Raw genomic sequence first — 18,145 nt, forward strand, 5'->3', positions numbered from 1 at the left:
TTGGTCAATCTCCGGAAAAGGAAGGGTCTACGCCGGCCAGGAAAGCGCGCACGCCTTCCTTGTGGTCCCGGCTGTCGGCATAGGAGAAATAATCTTGATATTCGGCTTCGGTCAAGGCGCCGCCTTGGGCGAGCCTTGCGGACAAGCGTTTATTGATGCGGGCGGCGATGGGTGCGCCCTGCGCGATGCGTTCGGCGCTGCGGCGGGCGGCGTCGGCCACCTGCTCATCCGGCACGATGCGCGTCAACAGGCCCAGGCCGTGCGCTTCGTCGGCGCCGAACACGCGGCCTTCGAGCAGGATGGCGAGCGTGGCGGCGCGCCCGGCCAGCGCCAGCAGGCCGCGCATTTCGTCGGGCGCCATGGGAAAGCCCAGCCGGTTGATCGGCACGCCAAAGCGGGCGGATGCGCCGGCAATGCGCAGGTCGCACTGGCTGGCGATTTCCAGCCCTCCGCCCACGCACACGCCTTCAATCTGAGCAATCACAGGATGCGGGCATTGCGCCACGGCTTGCAGCGCGGGCGCCAGGATGTCACGGTGATAGCGCTGCACGCCGGCCATGTCGGCGCGCTGCTGCGGGAATTCGCGGATATCCGCACCCGCCGCAAAATTGCCGCCTTCGCCGCGCACGATCACGCAGCGCAGGCTGTCATCGGCGGCCAGCTGCGTGAACACGTCCCGCAGTTGCCCCCACATGCCCACCGTGATCGCGTTCAGCCGCCCGGGGTGCGATAGCGTCACCCAGGCAAAGCCCCCTTCGCGTTCCAGCCGCACGCGGCCAGCGTCGTCTTCCTTCATGTCCCCCGCCCTTCTTATGGATGGATGGCGCCGTGTATCCGGCGTTCAGCCCACGCGTCCCACGCCCCGGCTGACCTGGGGCTTGCCTTCACCCAGACGCGCCAGGTTGGTATCAAGCTCGTCCAGGTCATACAGGTAATTGACCATCAGCGCGCACGATTGCTTGAGACCCTTGGGCGACGTGTCCGCCGCCCAGTTCAGGCGTTCGATGCGCGCGCCATTGCCCAAGTGAAAGCGCGCCACGGCGTCCACTGGCAAACCGTTTTTCATGGATTGCAGATACGTCGCCGCCAGCTTGAAGCCCGCGCGCTTGACCACATCGGACGCCTTGCCCTGCGCGGCCGTGGCCAGGCGGGCCACCCAACGCTGGCCGTCCGGCACGCCTTCGCGCTTGCGGTCCTTGGCGCGCGACTTGTCTTCGCGCACGATGGCTTCCACCGCGTCGGCATCCAGCTTGCTCAGCCAATCCGAGAACCCGGGAATCGGCGACAACGTCGCAAACGCCTTCAGCTTGGGCAGTTCTTCCAGCAATTGTTCCACCACGCGCTTGAGCAGGAAGTTGCCAAAGCTGATGCCCTTCAAGCCCGGCTGCGTATTCGAAATGGAATAGAAGATTGCCCAGCGCGCCTTGTCCAGATCCTGCGGCGGCAGCGTGCTGTCCAGCAGCACCTGCACGTTGTCGGCCATCTGGCTGGCGAATGCGACTTCCACAAAAATCAACGGCACACCCGGCATTTGCGGATGGAAGTAGGCGTAGCAGCGGCGGTCGGGCGACACGCGGCGGCGCAGATCATCCCAGGATTTGATCTCGTGCACCGCTTCATACAGGATCAGCTTTTCCAGCAGCGACGCGGGCGAATCCCACGTCAGCGGACGCAGCTCCAGCAGGCCCACATCGAACCACGCCGACAGCAGCGCTTCCAGTTCCTTGTCCAGCCCCTGAATGCCGGATACCTGTTTGCGCCAGCGCACCATGTCGGCCCGCAATTCCACCAGGAAGCGCAAGCCCTGCGGCAAGCCATTGAATCGTTTGAAGAGGCGCGTGCCCTCGCCGCCGTCGCCCGCGTAAGTTGCGCGCACCTGCGCCAAGGCGGCCAGCATCAGCCGGCGGTCTTTGCCGTCGGCCGCGCTGTATTGCTCGCACCAGCGGCGCGCCAGCTTGTTGGCGGCGACGTCGGTCAGGCGCGCTTCGAACAGGCGCCGGACTTCGGATTCGCTGGGCAGGCGGCCGCGTTCCCACAAGCGGCCCAGCCGCGTCATCAGGCTGGCGCTTTCGGCCGCCGTTGCGGCGTCGATCAGTTCGGCCTCGGGCTCAGGCGTGCGTGCGCCCCGCGCGGGCGCGAGATTGGCGGGGTCGGACATGGGCGGGCTCCTGGATAACGATGGGATCGGATAACGCCGGATCGGCGGCGTCTTCATTGGCCAACACGCGCAGCGCTTCCAGCTGCCGCATCAGATGGGTGTGGGCGAGCGCCTGCGCGGCTTCGCTGTCATGCGCCTTCAGCGCATCGAAAATGGCCAGGTGTTCGGTGCAGGATTGTTCAATGCGCCCCGGCCGCGCCAGGCTGCGATGCCGCGACAGGCTCAGCACCTTGCGCAGATTGCCGACCATATCGGACAACCATTGGTTGCCGGCCAGCGCCTGCACGGCTTCATGGATCAGGTAGTTGGTTTGGTAATAGGCGTCGATGCGGCCGGCCTGGGCGTGGCCCGCCAGTTCAGTGTGCAGCGGCTCCAGCGCCGCCAGCTCCGCGTCGGTGGCCTTGCGGGCGGCCTCGAAGGCGCAGCGCCCTTCCAGCATGGCCATCAGCGGGAAGATGTCTTCCAGATCTTGCGTGGACAGCTCATTGACGAAGCAGCCGCGGCGCGGCTCCAGCCGAACCAGCCCTTCGGTGGCCAGCACTTTCAGGGCCTCGCGCAACGGGGTGCGCGAAATGCCCATTTCGCCTGCCAGCCGAAGCTCGTCGATCCATTCACCATTGCTGAGCGCGCGCGCATGGATCATGGCACGCAGGCGATCCGCGACTTCCAGGTACAGGGCTTGACGGACGATGGGTTGGCTCATGGATGAACGGCTTGAACTGCGCCGTAATTCATAATTATGAATAAGGCCATGATAGAGCCCGCCACGGAAAAAGGTAAACCCCCTTCCGCCCCCGTACCTACCCTAATAGGGGAACACGCCCGGCAGAACGCCGGGCGATGGTCTTAGAAATGCAGCACGCCGTCCACGGCGTGGCGGGTCAGCGCCCGCGCCCAGCGGCGCGCCGGCAGGCCGTACTTCGATTCCACGACCTCGGCCCGCGCCAGCAGGTCTGCCGGGGTCACGGCCAGGCGCGGCCCGGAAAAGGCCAGCACGATCTGGTTGCCCGCGTCGACCTCGGGCAGCAGCAGCACGCGGTCGTCGAACGCCTTGGACAGGTTGTCGATGTTCTTGCCAAAGCTCTCGTGGCGGCCGAACAGGTTCACGGCCAGCACGCCGACATCACCCAACACCCGGCGGCAATCGCGGTAGAACTTCACGCTGTCGCGCACCGGCCCTGCGGCGGCCGCGTCGTACAGGTCAACCATCAGCACCGGGCAGCGCCCCGCGTTCATGGGGTCGGCCACCCAGGCGCCCGCGTCCGCGTGCTCGACTTCCAGCCGGTTGGCCCCCGGCAGCCGGAAGAACATGTGGCAGGCCGCCGTCACGCGCGGGTTCCACTCCACCGCCAGCAAGGGGCTGCGCGTGTGCTTGACGCAGTACCGCACAAGCGACCCCGCGCCCAGGCCCAGCATGCCGATGGCTTCTTCCTTGGGCGGCTCCAGGAACAGCAGCCAAGCCATCATCTGGCCGGTGTATTCCAACACCAGTTCCGACGGGTTCTTGATGCGCATGGCGCCCTGAACCCATTCGGTGTTGAAGTGCAAATAGCGCACGCCGTCCACTTCGGACAGCGTCGGCTGATCAAGTTCAGAGGGGAAGTTCGATTTATGCATGGCGGGATTGTAGGGCGGACGCCGCGCGGCGTCAGGCACGGCGGCCCCGCTCACGCCGCTATTGCCGCGCCGCCTTCCCAGATTCGTTCCAACAGTTCGGCGCAGGAGGCTTGCGCATGCAGCGCCGCCGCCAGCCGCAGCACGCGCTTCAGATACAGATGCGCGTCGCACTCCCACGTGACGCCCATCGCCCCATGCGTCTGGATGGCGTTTTGCACGGCGCGGCGGCCGCCTTCAACCGCCAATAGCGGCACATAAAGCGCATCGAGGTCCGCGTTTTCGGAACCCGCGTCGTGCGATGCCACCGCAGCCATGCCGGCCAGCCGGGCGTCATCCAGCGCCATCCAATCGTCCGCCAGCCGATGCTTGATGGCCTGGTTGGCGCCGATGGCGCGGTCGAATTGACGGCGTTCCTGCGCGTAGGCCGCCGCCATATTCAAGGCTGCCGCGGCCGCGCCCAACAGTTCGGCCGAACGTAGCAGCGTCAGCCGGGTTCGCAAGCGGCGCGCAGTTTCCGTGCCAATGGGCAGTTCGATGCGGTCCAGAACGTCAGGCCGCGCCACCACCGCCACGGGCATCGTCGGGTCCAACCCCGCCAAGCCGCCAACCGGCGCGTAGCGTTCCAGCAGCAAGGCGTTCGGCCCCGTGCACCGTACGGACAACGCCGACACGCCCTCGCCCGCGCCCTCGATGAAGATCGACCCATCGGGGCGCACCGAGGCGTCTGCAAAATAGCGGTCGCCCTGCATCACTTCACGCGCCCACTGCGCGGCCAGCCCCTTGATGCCCGCATCAACGAGCGTAGGCAGCACGACTATGTTGGCCACAAGCGGCAGGCTCAGCAGATGACGGCCGGCCGCTTCGGCAACCACCCACGCGTCGGACAGACCCAGCCCCAGGCCATCCTGTTCGGCGGGCGCCAACAACGCCGGCCAGCCTTGCGCGGCCAACTCGCGCCATTGCGCCAGACGTTCAGCGTGCGTGCGCGCCGCCGCATTGCGCGCCAAAGACAGCGGATGGCGTTCGGACAAATAGCGGCGCGCCGCGTCTTGCAGCATGCGCTGGTCTTCAGTCAGCAGAAAGGTCATGGTGATGTGGCTACGGGTTTCAAAATTTGGGCAAGCCCAGCATCTGCTCGGCAATGATGTTGCGCTGGATCTCGGAGGTGCCCGCCAGAATGGTCTCGGCGCGCGACCACAGATAGGCGTGCGTCAGCGCCGCGGCCTGCTCGTCGGCGCCGTCCGTCAGGCAGGCGGATTCGCCCAGCAGCTGCATCGACAGTTCCAACAAGCGCTGATGCGCTTCGCTCCAGTGGATCTTGGTGGACGAACCCTCAGGCCCCGGCGGATCGCCCCGCATGGCGCCCGCCAACGCGCGCTGCGACTTCAACGCCAGCACATGGCTGTCCGCCGCCAGCCGCGCCCACTTGTGGCGCACGGAAGCTGACGAGGCCGGCACATGGCCATAGGCGTCGGGGCGCAGCGCCAACTGGCGCACCGTGCCGAGTTCTTGCGCAAAACGCACCAGACGCGGAATGAAGTAGGTGCCGCGCTCGAAACTGGCGGCCGCCATCGCCACCTTCCAGCCCTGGTTCTGTTCACCCAGCAGCAAGTCCGCCGGCACGAAGACATCTTCGAAGAACACTTCGCAGAACTCGGCCTCGCCCGTGATCTGGCGGATGGGCTCGACCCGCACGCCGGGGCTGCGCATGTCCACCAGCAAGAAGCTCAAGCCCTTGTGCTTGGGCGCTTGCGGGTCGGTGCGCGCCAGCACGAAGCACCACTGCGCGCGGTCGGCGAACGACGTCCATATCTTGTGGCCGTTCAGCCGGTAGCCGCCGTCAACGGCCTCGGCGCGCGTGCGCACGGAGGCCAGATCGGACCCCGCGCCCGGTTCCGAATAGCCCTGGCACCAGACTTCGCGGTTGGACAGAATGCCGGGCAGGAAGCGGGCCTTTTGCGCGTCGGTGCCAAAGTGCAGCAAGGTCGGCGCCAGGATGCCGTGGCCAATCAGGTTCACGCCCAGCGGCGCGCCAGAGCGCGCGTGCTCTTCATGGAACACAGCTTGGCGAGACAGCGGCAAAGCCTGTCCGCCGTGCGCCTTGGGCCAGCCCAAGCCCGACCAGCCGTTGGCGCACAAGGTGTCTTCCCAGGCGCGGCGATAGTCCAGGTCGCGCGGGGCCGCGCCGCCCGGCCAGTCCCGGGCGAACCGGGCATAGGCCGAGGCCAGCCACGCGCGCAACGACTGCCGAAAGGCCGCGTCGTCAATCGCTGCGCTGTCGCACGCGGTGTTGCCTACGGGGTCGCCCGCGGTGTTGCGTGCGGATTGCACTTCACTCATTCCTGCTACTCCAGACGAATATTCGACTCGCGCGCCACCTTGGCCCACGTGGTCACGTCCTGCCGGATGAAGGCGGCAAACGTCTTGGGGTCGCTGCCGATGATGTCCAGCCCCAGCCCCACAAACTGCGCTTTCACATCGGGCTGCTCCAGAATCTGCGCCAGATTCTGGTAGAGCTTGTCGATCACCGGTTGCGGCGTGCGGGCCGGCGCCACCAGACCCAGCCACGGCATCGCGGAATAACCCGGCAGACCTGAGCCCGCCACCGTCGGCAGATCCGGCACAGACGCCGACGGCCGCGTCGTGGTGACTGCCAGCGCGCGCAGCTTGCCGTCCTTCACGAAGGGGCCGGACGAGGCCCAGGCGTCGAACATCACCTGAATGCGCCCAGCCACCAAGTCATTCAGCGCGGGTGCGCTGCCCTTGTACGGAATGTGCGCCATCTGCACGCCCGCCATGCTGTTGAAGAGTTCGGCCTCCAGATGCGTGGAGCTGCCGGTGCCCACCGAGCCGTAGCTGACCTTGCCGGGGTTCGCCTTCAGGTAGGCGATGAGTTCGCCTACGTTCTTGGCGGGAATCGACGGATGCACTTCCAGCACGTGCACCACCGACGCCACCTGGCTGACCGGCGCGAAGTCCTTGATGGGGTCGTAATTGACCTTGGCGTAGATGCTGGGCGCGATGCCCAGCGACGAAGCCGCCATCAGCAGCGTGTAGCCATCGGGCTCGGCGCGCGACACGTAGTCGGACGCGATCATCGTGCCGCCGCCCGGCTTGTTTTCGACGATCACGGTCTGGCCCAGCTTGGCGGTCAGGCGCTCGGCGAGCAGCCGGCTCATGATGTCCGCCGCGCCGCCCGGTGAAAACGGCACCACGATGCGCACGGGCCGGCTGGGATACGGGTCCTGAGCGTACGACGGGTTCGCGACGCCAATGCAGGCCAGCGCGACGCCGGCCAATAGTCTCTTCATCATGCTTGTCTCCTCCTGGGGATGCGCTGCGCGGATTGCGCGATGGCGCTACGGGGTTGCGGGCAGGATCAGGGCGTCCAGTACCGCAACGCCTTGTCCCGCCTCTTTGATCAGCAAAGGATTCACTTCAATTTCCGCCACGTGGGCGGGCGCGGCAAGCAGCGCATTGCCAATTGCCACGATGCTGCGGCACGCCGCCGCCAGATCGGCGCGGGGCTTGCCCCGGTAACCGTCCAGCAGCGCAAACGCCTTGAGCTCATGCAGCATCTGCAAGGCGATGTTCTCGTCCACCGGCAACAAGCGATGGCTGGTGTCTTGATAGATCTCGGTCAGCACGCCGCCCAGGCCCACGGTCAGCACGGGTCCGAAGACAGGGTCGCGCGTGGCGCCCACGATCAGCTCTGCCACACCGCGCTCCATCTTCTGCACCATCACGCCGTCGATGCGGGCGTCCGGCTGCGCTTGCGCGGCGGCTTGGCGGACTTGATCGAACGCGGCACGTACGGCGGCGGCGTCGGCCAGCCCCAAGGCCACGCCGCCCGCTTCCGTCTTGTGCGCGATGTCGGCGCTTAGGATTTTCAGGGCTACGGGGTAGCCGGCGGCTTGAGCCTCGGCCACGGCTTCGTCGGCATCGCGGGCGCAATGCACGCGCGCCTGCGGCAAGCCAAACGCCGCAACATACGCACGCGCGTCGGCTTCGTTGCAGGGCAACGGCGGCACGGGCACCGTCTCAAGCGGCGGCATCGGGGCAATGCGCGGCTTCCCACGCGCCTCGCACCACAACAGATACGGCGCCAGCGCGGACACGGCCAGGCCCAGGTCATCGAACACGGCCACTTCGGCCTCGCGCAAGGCGGCGCGGCTTTGCGCAAGGCCCGTGTCGATGGCGATGAACAGGCGTTGATGCTGGCGCGACGCCTCGGCCAGCGCGTCCGCCATGCGGTCGAGCATGTAGCCGGGCGCATAGACGACGACCGCGTCAATCGCGTCTGTCGTCGCCAGCGCCTGCAGCACGGTGCGCACGAAAGCAGGATCATTGACCACGTTGCCAGTCACGTCCACCGGGTTGCCCACCATGCCGTAATCGGGAATGCCGCCGCGCAACACGGCTTGCAAGGCCTCGGGCAGATCAGGCAAGTCCAGCCCCGCGCCGATGAATTTATCGGCCAGGATGGCGCCCAATGCGCCCGACATCGTCAGCACCGCCACGCGTTTGCCCGCGCTGCGATGGCGCAGCGTGGCCAGGCTGGCCAGGTGCGCCATCTGGGCGAAGTCCGATGCCTCGATCACATTCAATTGCCGGAACGCCGCCGCGTACACGCGCCGGTCACCCGCCAGCGCAGACGTGTGCGAACGCACGGCCTGCGCGCCCTTGTCGGTATTGCCGGCCTTCAACGCAATCAGCAATTTGCCTTGGCGTTCAAGCTCGCGGCAGGCGCGCACGAAGCGTTCGCCATCGCGCAGTTGCTCGATGTAGCCCAGCACGATTTCCGTCTGCGGGTCAGCGGCCAGATATTCCAGGTACTGCGAAAAATCCAGGCACGCTTCGTTGCCGGTGTTGATGAAGTGCGAGAACGGCAAATCCAGCTTGCGCGCGATGGCGTACACCGCTGCGCAGACGTTGCCGCTTTGCGTCAGCAGGCTGACCACGCCTGGGCCGCTCTGGGCGGGCGCGGTTTTGAAAACCGACGCAAACGCCGTGTGCGCCTGCGTGTTCAGGTTGGCAAAGCCCATGCAGTTGGGCCCGGCCACCGCCATGCCGCTTTCCGCCACGAAGGCTTCCAGTTCGTCTTGCAAGCGCTGGCCGTCGCCGCCCGCTTCCGCGAAGCCCGCGGCGTACACGATGGCCGCGCGCACGCCCTTGGCATGGCAGCGGCGCAACATGGGCGTGACGTCGGCTGCGGCAATGGCCAGCACCGCCAGGTCTACCGGTTCAGGCACAGATTCGATGTCGGGCCAGCAGCGCTTGCCGAACACTTCCTGGTACTTCGGGTTCACCGGATAGATGCCGCCCGCGTAGCCAAAGCGCGTCAGCAATTCCAGCGGCATGCCGCCGATGCGCCCCGCGTTGGCGCTGGCGCCGATCATGGCGATGGACCCCGGATTCAGCAAACAGTCCAGCGCGGCCCTCATGCCGTTTCGCCCTTCTTGTTGCGCTGGATGGCTTGCGCCAGCCCGCGCTCGCGCACGGCTTGAAACTCTTCGCTCAGGTGCGACAGCTGATGCGTGTCGAAGTGCGCCGACAACGCCGTGCGGAAACCTTGCGCATCGGCCGTGCGGTTCAGTGACCGCTTGATCAGCCGCAGCCCGAACGGCGGCGCCTGCGCAATACGGCGAGCCAGCGCCAAGGTGGCTTCATCCAGTTCGGCTTCCGGCACCACGCGGTTCACCATGCCGATGCGCAGTGCTTCCTGCGCGTCGACCTTCTCGCCGGTGTAAAGCATTTCCTTGGCCTTGCGCAGCCCCATCACCCAGGGATGGATCAGCACTTCGGTGGCGGCGGCGGCCAGCGTGTGGCCCACCGGATCAGAGAAATACGCGGTGTCGGAGCAGACCACCAGGTCGCACATATTGGCGATCATGAAGCCGCCCGCCACGCAGGCGCCTTGCACCTGGGCAATGGTGGGTTTCGGGAAATCCCAGATGCGCAGGCAGTAGCCGTAGTAACGGCGCGACTCATAGTCCCAGCGTTCTTCCACGGTGAAGTCGGCGCGCTTGGCCTGCGCTTCCTTCAGGTCATGGCCCGCCGAAAAGTGCGCGCCGCGCCCGGCCAGCACCACGACCCGCACGGAATCGTCTTGCTCGGCCCGCGTCAGGGCGTCATCCAGTTCGTCCAGCATCTGCTGGCTTTGGGCGTTGCGCGCAGATTCGCGCGCCAGGCTGATGCGGCATACCGAGTCGAGCCGTTCGACGGCAAGGGTGGCGTATTCCATAGTCTCCTCAACGCTTGCTATGCCCGCGCTCGACGGATGGCGCGGATCGATTGGATTGAATTAACGCACCTCAAATCCTAGAATACAAAATATTCAATCAACTTTTCCCATAATATGAACAAATCGACCGCAACGGGCGGAACCCAAAGCATGCGGCGCGCGCTCGGCCTGCTGCGCGTGCTGGCGCAGCACCAGGAAGACGGGCTGGATCTGCAAGGCGTCATGAACGCGACCGGGCTTGAGCGCTCCACCGCGCATCGGCTGCTGAGCTGCCTGCTGGAAGAACAATTCGCCGAACGCGACAGCAGCACGCGCCGCTACCGGCTAGGCGTGGATTCCATGCAGCTGGGGTTTGCGGCGTTGCGGCGCACTCCCCTGCTGGACGCGCTGCGCCCCTTCGCGCAAAAGCTCGCGCGGCTGTCGGGCGACACCGTGTTTCTGGTGATTCGCCAGGGCGACTACGCGCTGTGCCTGCTGCGCGAAGCGGGGTCGTTTCCGGTGAAGGTGTTCACCATTGACCAGGGCGAACGCCGCTTGCTGGGCGTGGGCGCGGGCGGCTTGGCGCTGATGGCCAGCCTGCCCGATGAAGACATCTCCGCGCTCTATGCGCGGCATGCGGCCAGCTACGCGCAGATCGGCGTTTCCAGCAGCGCGTTGATGAAGGCCGTGAAACAGACGCGCGCCACCGGCCATGCCGAAATCGTAGACACGATCACGCCAGGAGTTTCAGGCGTGGGCGTGGCGTTTCCGGTGTCGGAACTGACCTGGGTGGCGTTCAGCTTCGGCGCCATCAGCAGCCGGCTGGACGCGCCAAGACGCGCGGAGATGGGCGCGTTACTGCACGCCGAATGCCTGGCGTGGGCGCGGGACTATTTGGGGGATGCGTAACGCATCGGGGCGAGGCGAAAAAAAGCGGCCTCCGCCGTAACTGGCGGAGGCCGCTTGGGTTCAAACGCTTAAATGCGTTCGAAGATCGCGGCGATGCCTTGACCGCCGCCGATGCACATCGTCACCAGCGCGTAGCGCCCGCCCACGCGTTGCAGCTCGTGCAGCGCCTTGACGGTGATGATCGCGCCGGTGGCGCCGATGGGGTGGCCCAGGCCGATGCCGCTGCCGTTCGGGTTGACCTTGGCGGGGTCCAGCTTCAGTTCGCGCGACACTGCGCACGCTTGCGCGGCGAAGGCTTCGTTGGCTTCAATGACGTCCAGCTGGTCCACCGTCAGGCCGGCGCGCTTGAGCGCGGCTTGCGTGGCCGGCACCGGGCCGATGCCCATGATGTCGGGGTCAACGCCCGCGTGGGCGTAGGCCACCAGACGCGCCAGCGGTTTGATGCCGCGCTTGGCGGCAACCGACGCGTTCATCAGCACCACGGCGCCCGCGCCGTCGTTCAGGCCCGACGCGTTGCCCGCCGTGACGGTGCCGTTCTCTTTCTGGAAAACCGGCTTCAGCGTGGCCATGGTGGCGGCCGACACGTCGCGGCGCACGTGCTCGTCGGTGTCGAACACGACTTCGCCCTTGCGCGTCTTTTGCACGACGGGAACGATCTGGTCGCGGAAGTAGCCCGCGTCGATGGCGGCGGCCGCCCGGCGGTGCGATTCGGCGGCCAGCGCGTCCTGGTCCTGACGGCTGATGCCGAACTTGGCGGCCACGTTTTCAGCGGTAACGCCCATGTGCATGCGGCCGAACGGGTCGGACAACGCGCCCGTCATCATGTCCAGCATGACGCTGTCACCCATGCGGGCGCCCCAGCGCTGCGACGGCACGATGTACGGCGCGCGGCTCATGCTTTCGGCGCCCGCGCCGATGGCGATATCGGCATCGCCCAACAAGATGGTTTGCGCTGCCGACACGATGGCCTGCAAGCCCGAGCCGCACAGGCGGTTGACGTTGAAGGCCGGGGTTTCCTTGGCGATGCCCGCGTTCATGGCGGCCACGCGCGACAGGTACATATCGCGCGGTTCGGTGTTGATGACGTGGCCGACCGCAACGTGGCCGACCTCGTCACCCTTGACGCCTGCGCGTTCCAGCGCGGCGCGGATGACAGTGGCGCCCAGGTCGCACGGCGGCACGTCTTTCAGCGCGCCCCCGAAGTCGCCAATGGCGGTGCGGACGGCCGAAGCGACGATGACTTCATTCATGGTGTTTCCTCCTTGTAATGCGCTCCATCATACTGCCGCCCACCCTCGCTTTGCCTAGGCCCGTACTCAAACCCGCCCCCTGTTTGCCTGGCCTGCATTCATGCGCGCCCGCTCTCTGCCTAGCCGCCAGACGGGCGTCCCGCTTTGCGCGCGGCGCGTTGTGCGATGAAGTTTTCAACCGCCTCCGCGTGCGCGGGCGTCTTGTGGGCCAGGGCCTGATAGGCGGCCGACAGCTCCAGCAAATGGTCCAGGCGGGCGTGCTGGCTTTCGCGCAACAGGCGCTTGGTCAGGCGCACGGCGTCTGGCGAATTGGCCGCGATGCGGCTGGCCAGTGCGTGCGCGGCGGGCAGCAATTCCGTGGCCGGCACCACGCGCGACACCAGCCCCCAGTCCAACGCCGTTTGCGCGCTGATGGCGTCGCCCGTGAACGACATCTCGGCCGCCCGCGCCATACCGATCAAACGCGGCAGGAACCAGGCGCCGCCGTCGCCGGGAATCAACCCCAGCTTCACGAAGCTTTCCGCGAACGACGCCCCTTCGGCTGCGATGCGCACGTCGCACATGCACGCCAGGTCGCAGCCCGCGCCGATGGCGGCGCCATTCACGGCGGCGATCGTCGGCACTTCCAGCGCATGCAACGCCAGCGGCAAACGCTGGATGCCGTGCCGGTATTCCTGACGCAACGCGGCGCTGCCCACCTCTGGGCCAATCTGCCGCTGCATGTCGTTGATGTTGCCGCCGGATGAAAACACATCGCCTGCCGCCGTCACGATCAGCACCCGCACGGCGGGGTCACGTTCAATGCGTGCGAACACCGCCAGAATCTGGTCCACGATGTCGCTGCCGGTCAGCGCGTTGCGCGTAGCGGGGTCGTCCAGCGTCAACGTTGCAACGCCCTGCGCGTCCAATTCGTAATGCACACGTTCCGTCATGCCCGCTCCTGATAGTGAAAGGGTTGATCGCCCCAGCGTAGGTGTAGGCGTTGCTTGCCGTCCAATATTAGTTTTCGCGCGGGTGATACGAGATTCGTATCGGAAAGCCCAAAAATAATATTGGACGCGCACAGCCGCAGGCCGCGATAGTGCGCTTTCGAGCCCCCCGGCCAAGCGCCGGCCCGCACCGGAGCGCCTCATGATCGACACGCTGGAACTCACTGCCATCCCCGCCGCCGACGAAGCCTTGCGCGCCGAGGTGCGCGACTTTCTGGCCGAGACGCTGGATGGCCTGGAACCCGATGAACGCGCGCGCTCGTGGATGGGGTTCGATGCAGGCTTCAGCCGCCAACTGGCCGAACGTGGCTGGCTCGGGCTGACACTACCGCGCGAACACGGCGGCGCGGCGCGCGGACATTTCGCGCGCTTCGTGCTGTCGGAAGAACTGCTGGGCGCGGGCGCACCGGTATCGGCGCACTGGATCGCCGACCGCCAAAGCGCACCGCTGATCTTGAAGTACGGCACGCCCGCGCAGCAGGCGTTCTACCTGCCCCGCATCTGCCGCGCCCAAGCCTTCTTCTGCATCGGCATGAGCGAACCCGGCTCGGGCTCGGACCTGGCCAGCATCCGCAGCCGCGCCGAGCCCACCGCGAACGGCTGGCGCTTGAATGGCAGCAAGATCTGGACAACCAACGCGCACCGTTCGCACTACATGATTGCGTTGGTCCGCACGTCAGGTACGGCAGAAGACCGGCATCAGGGCTTGTCGCAAGTCATCATCGACTTGTCGCTGCCCGGCGTGTCGATCCGCCCCATTGAAGACCTGGCCGGCGACGCGCATTTCTCGGAAGTGTTCTTCGACAACGTCGAGTTGGCCGACGACGCGCTGATCGGCCAGGAAGGCGCGGGCTGGGCGCAAGTGAATGCCGAGCTGGCGTTTGAACGCAGCGGGCCGGAACGTTTGTATTCCAGCATCGCGCTGCTGGAGTGTTGGCTGACGCATTGCCGTCGCCGTTCGGGTCACACGAACCCCGCTGATATGGCAGACCACCAGAACGATCATGCGGTGCTGGGCAGCATCCTGTCGCAGATGGCGGTGCTGCGCGCTCTGTCCGTGGCGGTGGCGGGCAAGCTCGCGGCAGGCGCCAGCCCTGCCGTCGAAGCCGCGCTGGTGAAGGACTTGGGCACAGCGCTGGAACAACAGATTCCACGCCTGATCGGCGACGCGCTGGGCCGCCATCCCAATACGCCGATTCCCTTGCCACTGATGCGCACGCTGGCGTACCTGGAGCAGGTGGCGCCCACGTTCTCGTTGCGCGGCGGTACGCGCGAAATCCTGCGCGGCATCATCGCGCGCGGGCTGGGACTTCGATAAGGACGATGACCATGGACACCTTGCTTGGCGACGCCGCCGAACGCCTGTTTGCCCAAACCTGCACGCCTGCCCTGCTGCGCGCCGCGGAACAGGGCCATAGCATTGCCGCCGCGTGGCAGGCCTGCGAAGACGCAGGCTTTGCGGATGCGCTGGTGCCCGAAGCGCAAGGCGGCGCGGGCCTGGATTTGGCCGACGCGCTGCCCGTGGTGTTGGCAGCCGGGCGGCATCTTTGCCCCTACCCCATCGCGCACACCGTGCTGGCGCGCGCCTGGCTCGCCCGCGCCGGACACGCCGTGCCAAAGGGGTCCATCGCCATCGCCGCGCAGGGTTTGTCGATGCAGCAGGATCGCATGACAGGCGTGAACGTGCCTTGGGTGCGCGTTGCGGACTATGTTCTAGCGCAGGCTGACGGGCACGTCTGGCTGCTGCCTGTTGCGGCCGGCTGCGTCGCGCCCAACGGCGTGCACGGCAGTCTGGATGGCGAAGCGTCTTGGGGCTTGCGTGCAGCCGTCCGCGTGGATGGCGAAGCGGCCGGGGCATCACGTATTGCCAACCGGGAGCATGGCGACGCTCCGTTGGATGAACTCGCCGCCATCGCCTATGCCGGCCTGATGGCCGGCGCCATGGATCGCGTGTTGGCGATGACGCTGGACTATGCCAACCAACGCACGCAATTTGGCAAAGCCATCGGCCGGTTTCAGGCGGTGCAGCAACAGATCAGCGTCATGGCAGAACACGTGTGGGCCGCGCGCATGGCGGCGCAACTGGCGTTTCAGGGGCGCGGCGGCCAGCCGCAAGCGTTGATGGCCGCATTGGGCAAAGCGCGCACCAGCCAGGCCGCACCGCTAGTCGCAGACATTGCGCACGCGGTGCATGGCGCAATCGGCATCACGGCGGAATTCGACTTGCAGTGCTACACAAGACGGCTGCGCGACTGGCGTCTGGCGGGCGGCTCGGAATCGTATTGGCACGCGCGGATTGGCGCGGCGGCGTTGAGTAGCCATCACGATGCGCTGACGTATCTGCGTACCGAACTCCAAGGGGCGGCGGGCTGACAGCGAAGCGCCGGAGAGCAACGTCCCGGATAGCAACGTCCCGGATAGCGAAGAGCATGATGCCAACGGACCCGATACCGAAGGGATAGCACCGATGCCGAATCCGATACGCGGGCCGTATCATCCTGGGCAACCCTCGCCCCGGACCGCCCCCATGGATTTTCGCCATCTTCAGCAGTTCCTGGTTCTTGCCGACACGCTGAACTTTCACCGCGCCGCCGAAAAGCTGCACATGTCGCAGCCGCCGTTGTCGGTGTCGATCCGCAAGCTTGAAGATATGGTGGGCGTGCCGCTGTTTGTGCGCGGACGCCAGGGCGTGCAGCTGACCGAAGCCGGCCTGGCCGCTCGCGACGAAGCGCGCCGCGCGCTGTTCCATGCCGAGCAGTTCCGCCTCGCGGCACGCGCGGGCGCGGCGGGCGAAGGCGGCACGGTGCGCGTCGGCTTCGTGGGCTCCGCCACGCACGGCATCCTGCCGCGCATCCTGCCCGCGTTTCGCCAGCGTTATCCTGGCGTGACGGTGGTGCTGCGCGAAGCCACGTCGATCCGCATCATGCAGGACCTGGCCGAAGATGCGTTGGAAGTCGGCATCGTGCGCGTGCCGGTGGCCATGGGCTCGAACGTTCGCTTAACCCCCCTGACCACCGAGAATTTTGCGCTGGCCGTGCCCAAGAGCCATCCGCTGGCGCGCCGCGGCCGCATCCGTCTAGCCGATCTGGCGGATGAGGCCTTCATCATGTACACCGCGACAGAAGCCGCGGGGCTGCGCATGGCGGCCATCAACGCGTGCCAGTTGCGAGGCTTCACGCCCCGCATCACGCAGGAAGCCGTGCAGGTGCAAACGCTGCTGAGCCTGGTTGAAAGCGGCTTGGGCGTGGCGCTGGTGCCGGCGGGCAGCCGGCGCCATCCCGGCCCCAATGTGGTCTACAAGACGCTGGCGGACTTTCCGGCAGACGCATCCATCGGCATTTCCCTGGCGTGGAACCCCGACATCGAACGCAGCGCCGCCCGCAACCTGCGCGAATTGGCCAGCCTGTCGTTCCGCGACAAGGGTGCCAAATAAGCGGCGCCGCGCTTGCGGCAAGATGGCCCGCAGGCTTAGGATGGAGCATGGTTGCGCCGCAGCGCCCCGTCAGACCGAGGGCGCGACGCGCGGCCGGCGTTTGAACCTTGTCAGCGATCCGGGAGCACATCGTGAAATCAGTTGCTGAGATTCTTAGGGAAAAGTCGAACAATTCCGTCGTGACGGTTTCACCGGATTCTTCGGTGTTTGACGCCATCAAGACCATGGCCGAACGCAGCATCGGCGCCGTCGTGGTGGTGGAGGGCGACACCGTGCTGGGCATGCTCTCCGAGCGCGACTACGCCCGCAAAGTCGTTCTGCAAGACCGCTCGTCGCGCAGCACCAAAGTGCGGGAAATCATGACCGACTCGGTCTATTACGTGGGCCCCACCGACACCCGGGAACACTGTATGGCCATGATGACGGAACGGCATTTTCGTCATCTTCCGGTCATCGAAAACGAAAAACTGATTGGTCTGTTGTCCATTGGCGACTTGGTCAAGGACATCATGAGCGAGCAGAAATTCATCATCCACGAGCTCGAACGCTACATCAGCGGCGGCCACGGCTAGTTGTCTGGCGAGTTGTCCGGCGAGTTCTCTCCCGAGCCGCCACCGCTAGCCGCCACGGCAAGTGGCGGCCATGACCCTGGCGGCTAGCCCGCCGCCAGTATCCGCGCCGCCGGCACGATCAGCCCCATGCCGGCTGCCAGCAACAGCACGAACACCATGCGCTTGACGGTCTTCATCGACCCGGCCGTGCTGTAGCGGCGCGCCACCCACGTCACGCCAATCACCACCGGCAAGGCCTGCAAACTCAGCCAGAATGACGACGCCATGAACGCGCCCTGCCCGGTCACCAGCGTCAGGCGCACCACGGCATTCAGCGAAAACAGCACCAGCAGGCTGTTGCGGATGGACGCCAGCGGCAAGGGCTGGCGGTACAGGTGATACACCATGGGCGGCCCGGCGCTTGAGAACAAGCCGCCCAGCACGCCGGAAATTCCGCCGAAAAATACGAAAGAGGCTTTGGACGACAAGCGTTCCAGCGGCTTGGCGCGCGCCACCAGCAAGATGGCACAGGCCAGAATCGTGACGCCCAACAGCAGTTGCAGCAAGACCGCCATCGATCCGCTGATCCACGTCAGCGCGGCAACCCCGGCACCCACGCCCACCAGGCTGGCGATCATGGCCGGCCGCATCAGCGACCAGTTCACTTGCGGCTTGGCCCGCGCCAGCGTCACGGCGGCGTTCACCAGCGACAACACGCTGACCACATTGGCCACTTCCGACACCGACGCCAGCTGGAACACCCCCGACAAACCGAGAAGCACGAGTCCGAACGCAAAGCCGGTCATGGTCTGGGCATAGGTGGCGAGCGCCACGCAGGCCAGGAACAGCAAGTGGTGGGAGATACTCATGCGCTTTGAGGGTTTGGGGTCGCGGCGATGATATCACCGGGGTGCTGACCACCCGCCCAACGCGGGCGGGTGAACATGCCGAATCACATATCTTGTCACAACTGGAAGCGTCCCCGAACCCGGCCGCTGCGCGCTGCCGCTATCCT

The 18,145-nt window shown here is 66.2% G+C and carries 17 protein-coding genes; 5 read left to right on the forward strand and 12 right to left on the reverse strand.

The window, feature by feature from the left end; translation table 11 throughout:
• Positions 1-4: 4 nt before the first annotated feature.
• The 9 genes from HV765_RS24820 to HV765_RS24860 all read right to left on the reverse strand — a co-directional run bounded on the left by HV765_RS24820 (position 5) and on the right by HV765_RS24860 (position 10,019).
• A complete protein-coding gene (locus HV765_RS24820) occupies positions 5-796 on the reverse strand; it encodes an enoyl-CoA hydratase/isomerase family protein (RefSeq protein ID WP_175171335.1) in 792 nt (263 codons plus the stop codon).
• Positions 797-841: 45 nt separating this feature from the next.
• Positions 842-2,158 carry a malonyl-CoA decarboxylase domain-containing protein gene (locus HV765_RS24825; RefSeq protein ID WP_175171336.1) on the reverse strand — a complete coding sequence of 439 codons (1,317 nt, stop codon included), beginning with the start codon at positions 2,156-2,158 and terminating at the stop codon, positions 842-844.
• Positions 2,109-2,861: a GntR family transcriptional regulator gene (locus HV765_RS24830; RefSeq protein ID WP_175171337.1), complete on the reverse strand. Its 753-nt coding sequence runs from the start codon at positions 2,859-2,861 to the stop codon at positions 2,109-2,111. Before HV765_RS24830 ends, HV765_RS24825 begins: the two co-directional genes overlap by 50 nt.
• 143 nt (positions 2,862-3,004) lie before the next feature.
• Complete coding sequence (locus tag HV765_RS24835; RefSeq protein WP_175171338.1) at positions 3,005-3,775, reverse strand: class I SAM-dependent methyltransferase; 771 nt, start codon at positions 3,773-3,775, stop codon at positions 3,005-3,007.
• A gap of 50 nt (positions 3,776-3,825) precedes the next feature.
• Positions 3,826-4,863 carry an acyl-CoA dehydrogenase family protein gene (locus tag HV765_RS24840; protein ID WP_254600722.1) on the reverse strand — a complete coding sequence of 346 codons (1,038 nt, stop codon included), beginning with the start codon at positions 4,861-4,863 and terminating at the stop codon, positions 3,826-3,828.
• Positions 4,864-4,882: 19 nt separating this feature from the next.
• Positions 4,883-6,115, reverse strand: a complete 1,233-nt coding sequence (locus HV765_RS24845) for an acyl-CoA dehydrogenase family protein (RefSeq protein WP_175171339.1) — start codon at positions 6,113-6,115, stop codon at positions 4,883-4,885.
• Positions 6,116-6,120: 5 nt separating this feature from the next.
• Positions 6,121-7,089, reverse strand: a complete 969-nt coding sequence (locus tag HV765_RS24850) for a Bug family tripartite tricarboxylate transporter substrate binding protein (RefSeq protein ID WP_175171340.1) — start codon at positions 7,087-7,089, stop codon at positions 6,121-6,123.
• A 45-nt stretch (positions 7,090-7,134) separates the two neighbouring features.
• A complete protein-coding gene (locus HV765_RS24855; protein WP_175171341.1) occupies positions 7,135-9,219 on the reverse strand; it encodes an acetate--CoA ligase family protein in 2,085 nt (694 codons plus the stop codon).
• Entirely contained in the window at positions 9,216-10,019 is an 804-nt protein-coding gene (locus HV765_RS24860) for an enoyl-CoA hydratase (protein WP_175171342.1), read from the reverse strand. The genes HV765_RS24855 and HV765_RS24860 overlap by 4 nt, the downstream gene beginning before the upstream one ends.
• A 114-nt stretch (positions 10,020-10,133) precedes the next feature.
• Here HV765_RS24860 and HV765_RS24865 point away from each other — a divergent pair, with 114 nt between their 5' ends.
• Positions 10,134-10,907: an IclR family transcriptional regulator gene (locus tag HV765_RS24865; RefSeq protein WP_054426465.1), complete on the forward strand. Its 774-nt coding sequence runs from the start codon at positions 10,134-10,136 to the stop codon at positions 10,905-10,907.
• Between the two features lie 68 nt (positions 10,908-10,975).
• On the opposite strand, the gene bktB is transcribed toward HV765_RS24865, so the two are convergent.
• Both bktB and HV765_RS24875 read right to left on the reverse strand, forming a co-directional pair.
• The gene (gene bktB / locus HV765_RS24870; RefSeq protein ID WP_054426466.1) at positions 10,976-12,157 is read right to left on the reverse strand and encodes a beta-ketothiolase BktB; all 1,182 of its coding nucleotides are present in this window, start codon (positions 12,155-12,157) and stop codon (positions 10,976-10,978) included.
• 119 nt (positions 12,158-12,276) lie between these two features.
• Positions 12,277-13,089 (reverse strand): crotonase/enoyl-CoA hydratase family protein, encoded by an 813-nt coding sequence (locus HV765_RS24875; protein ID WP_175171343.1) that lies wholly within the window; start codon positions 13,087-13,089, stop codon positions 12,277-12,279.
• A 199-nt stretch (positions 13,090-13,288) separates the two neighbouring features.
• Here HV765_RS24875 and HV765_RS24880 point away from each other — a divergent pair, with 199 nt between their 5' ends.
• The 4 genes from HV765_RS24880 to HV765_RS24895 all read left to right on the forward strand — a co-directional run bounded on the left by HV765_RS24880 (position 13,289) and on the right by HV765_RS24895 (position 17,151).
• Positions 13,289-14,464, forward strand: a complete 1,176-nt coding sequence (locus HV765_RS24880) for an acyl-CoA dehydrogenase family protein (protein ID WP_175171344.1) — start codon at positions 13,289-13,291, stop codon at positions 14,462-14,464.
• Positions 14,465-14,475: 11 nt separating this feature from the next.
• Positions 14,476-15,519 (forward strand): acyl-CoA dehydrogenase family protein, encoded by a 1,044-nt coding sequence (locus tag HV765_RS24885; protein WP_175171345.1) that lies wholly within the window; start codon positions 14,476-14,478, stop codon positions 15,517-15,519.
• A 154-nt stretch (positions 15,520-15,673) separates the two neighbouring features.
• A complete protein-coding gene (locus HV765_RS24890; protein WP_175171346.1) occupies positions 15,674-16,579 on the forward strand; it encodes a LysR family transcriptional regulator in 906 nt (301 codons plus the stop codon).
• 131 nt (positions 16,580-16,710) lie between these two features.
• Complete coding sequence (locus tag HV765_RS24895) at positions 16,711-17,151, forward strand: CBS domain-containing protein (protein ID WP_054426470.1); 441 nt, start codon at positions 16,711-16,713, stop codon at positions 17,149-17,151.
• A gap of 83 nt (positions 17,152-17,234) precedes the next feature.
• Here the strand turns inward: HV765_RS24895 and HV765_RS24900 are convergent, their stop codons facing one another.
• Positions 17,235-17,999, reverse strand: coding sequence for a sulfite exporter TauE/SafE family protein (locus HV765_RS24900; protein WP_175171347.1), 765 nt, complete (start codon positions 17,997-17,999; stop codon positions 17,235-17,237).
• Positions 18,000-18,145 lie beyond the last annotated feature (146 nt).

The sequence above is a fragment of the Achromobacter kerstersii genome, assembly GCF_902859595.1.
GTDB classification, from domain to species: domain Bacteria; phylum Pseudomonadota; class Gammaproteobacteria; order Burkholderiales; family Burkholderiaceae_B; genus Achromobacter; species Achromobacter kerstersii.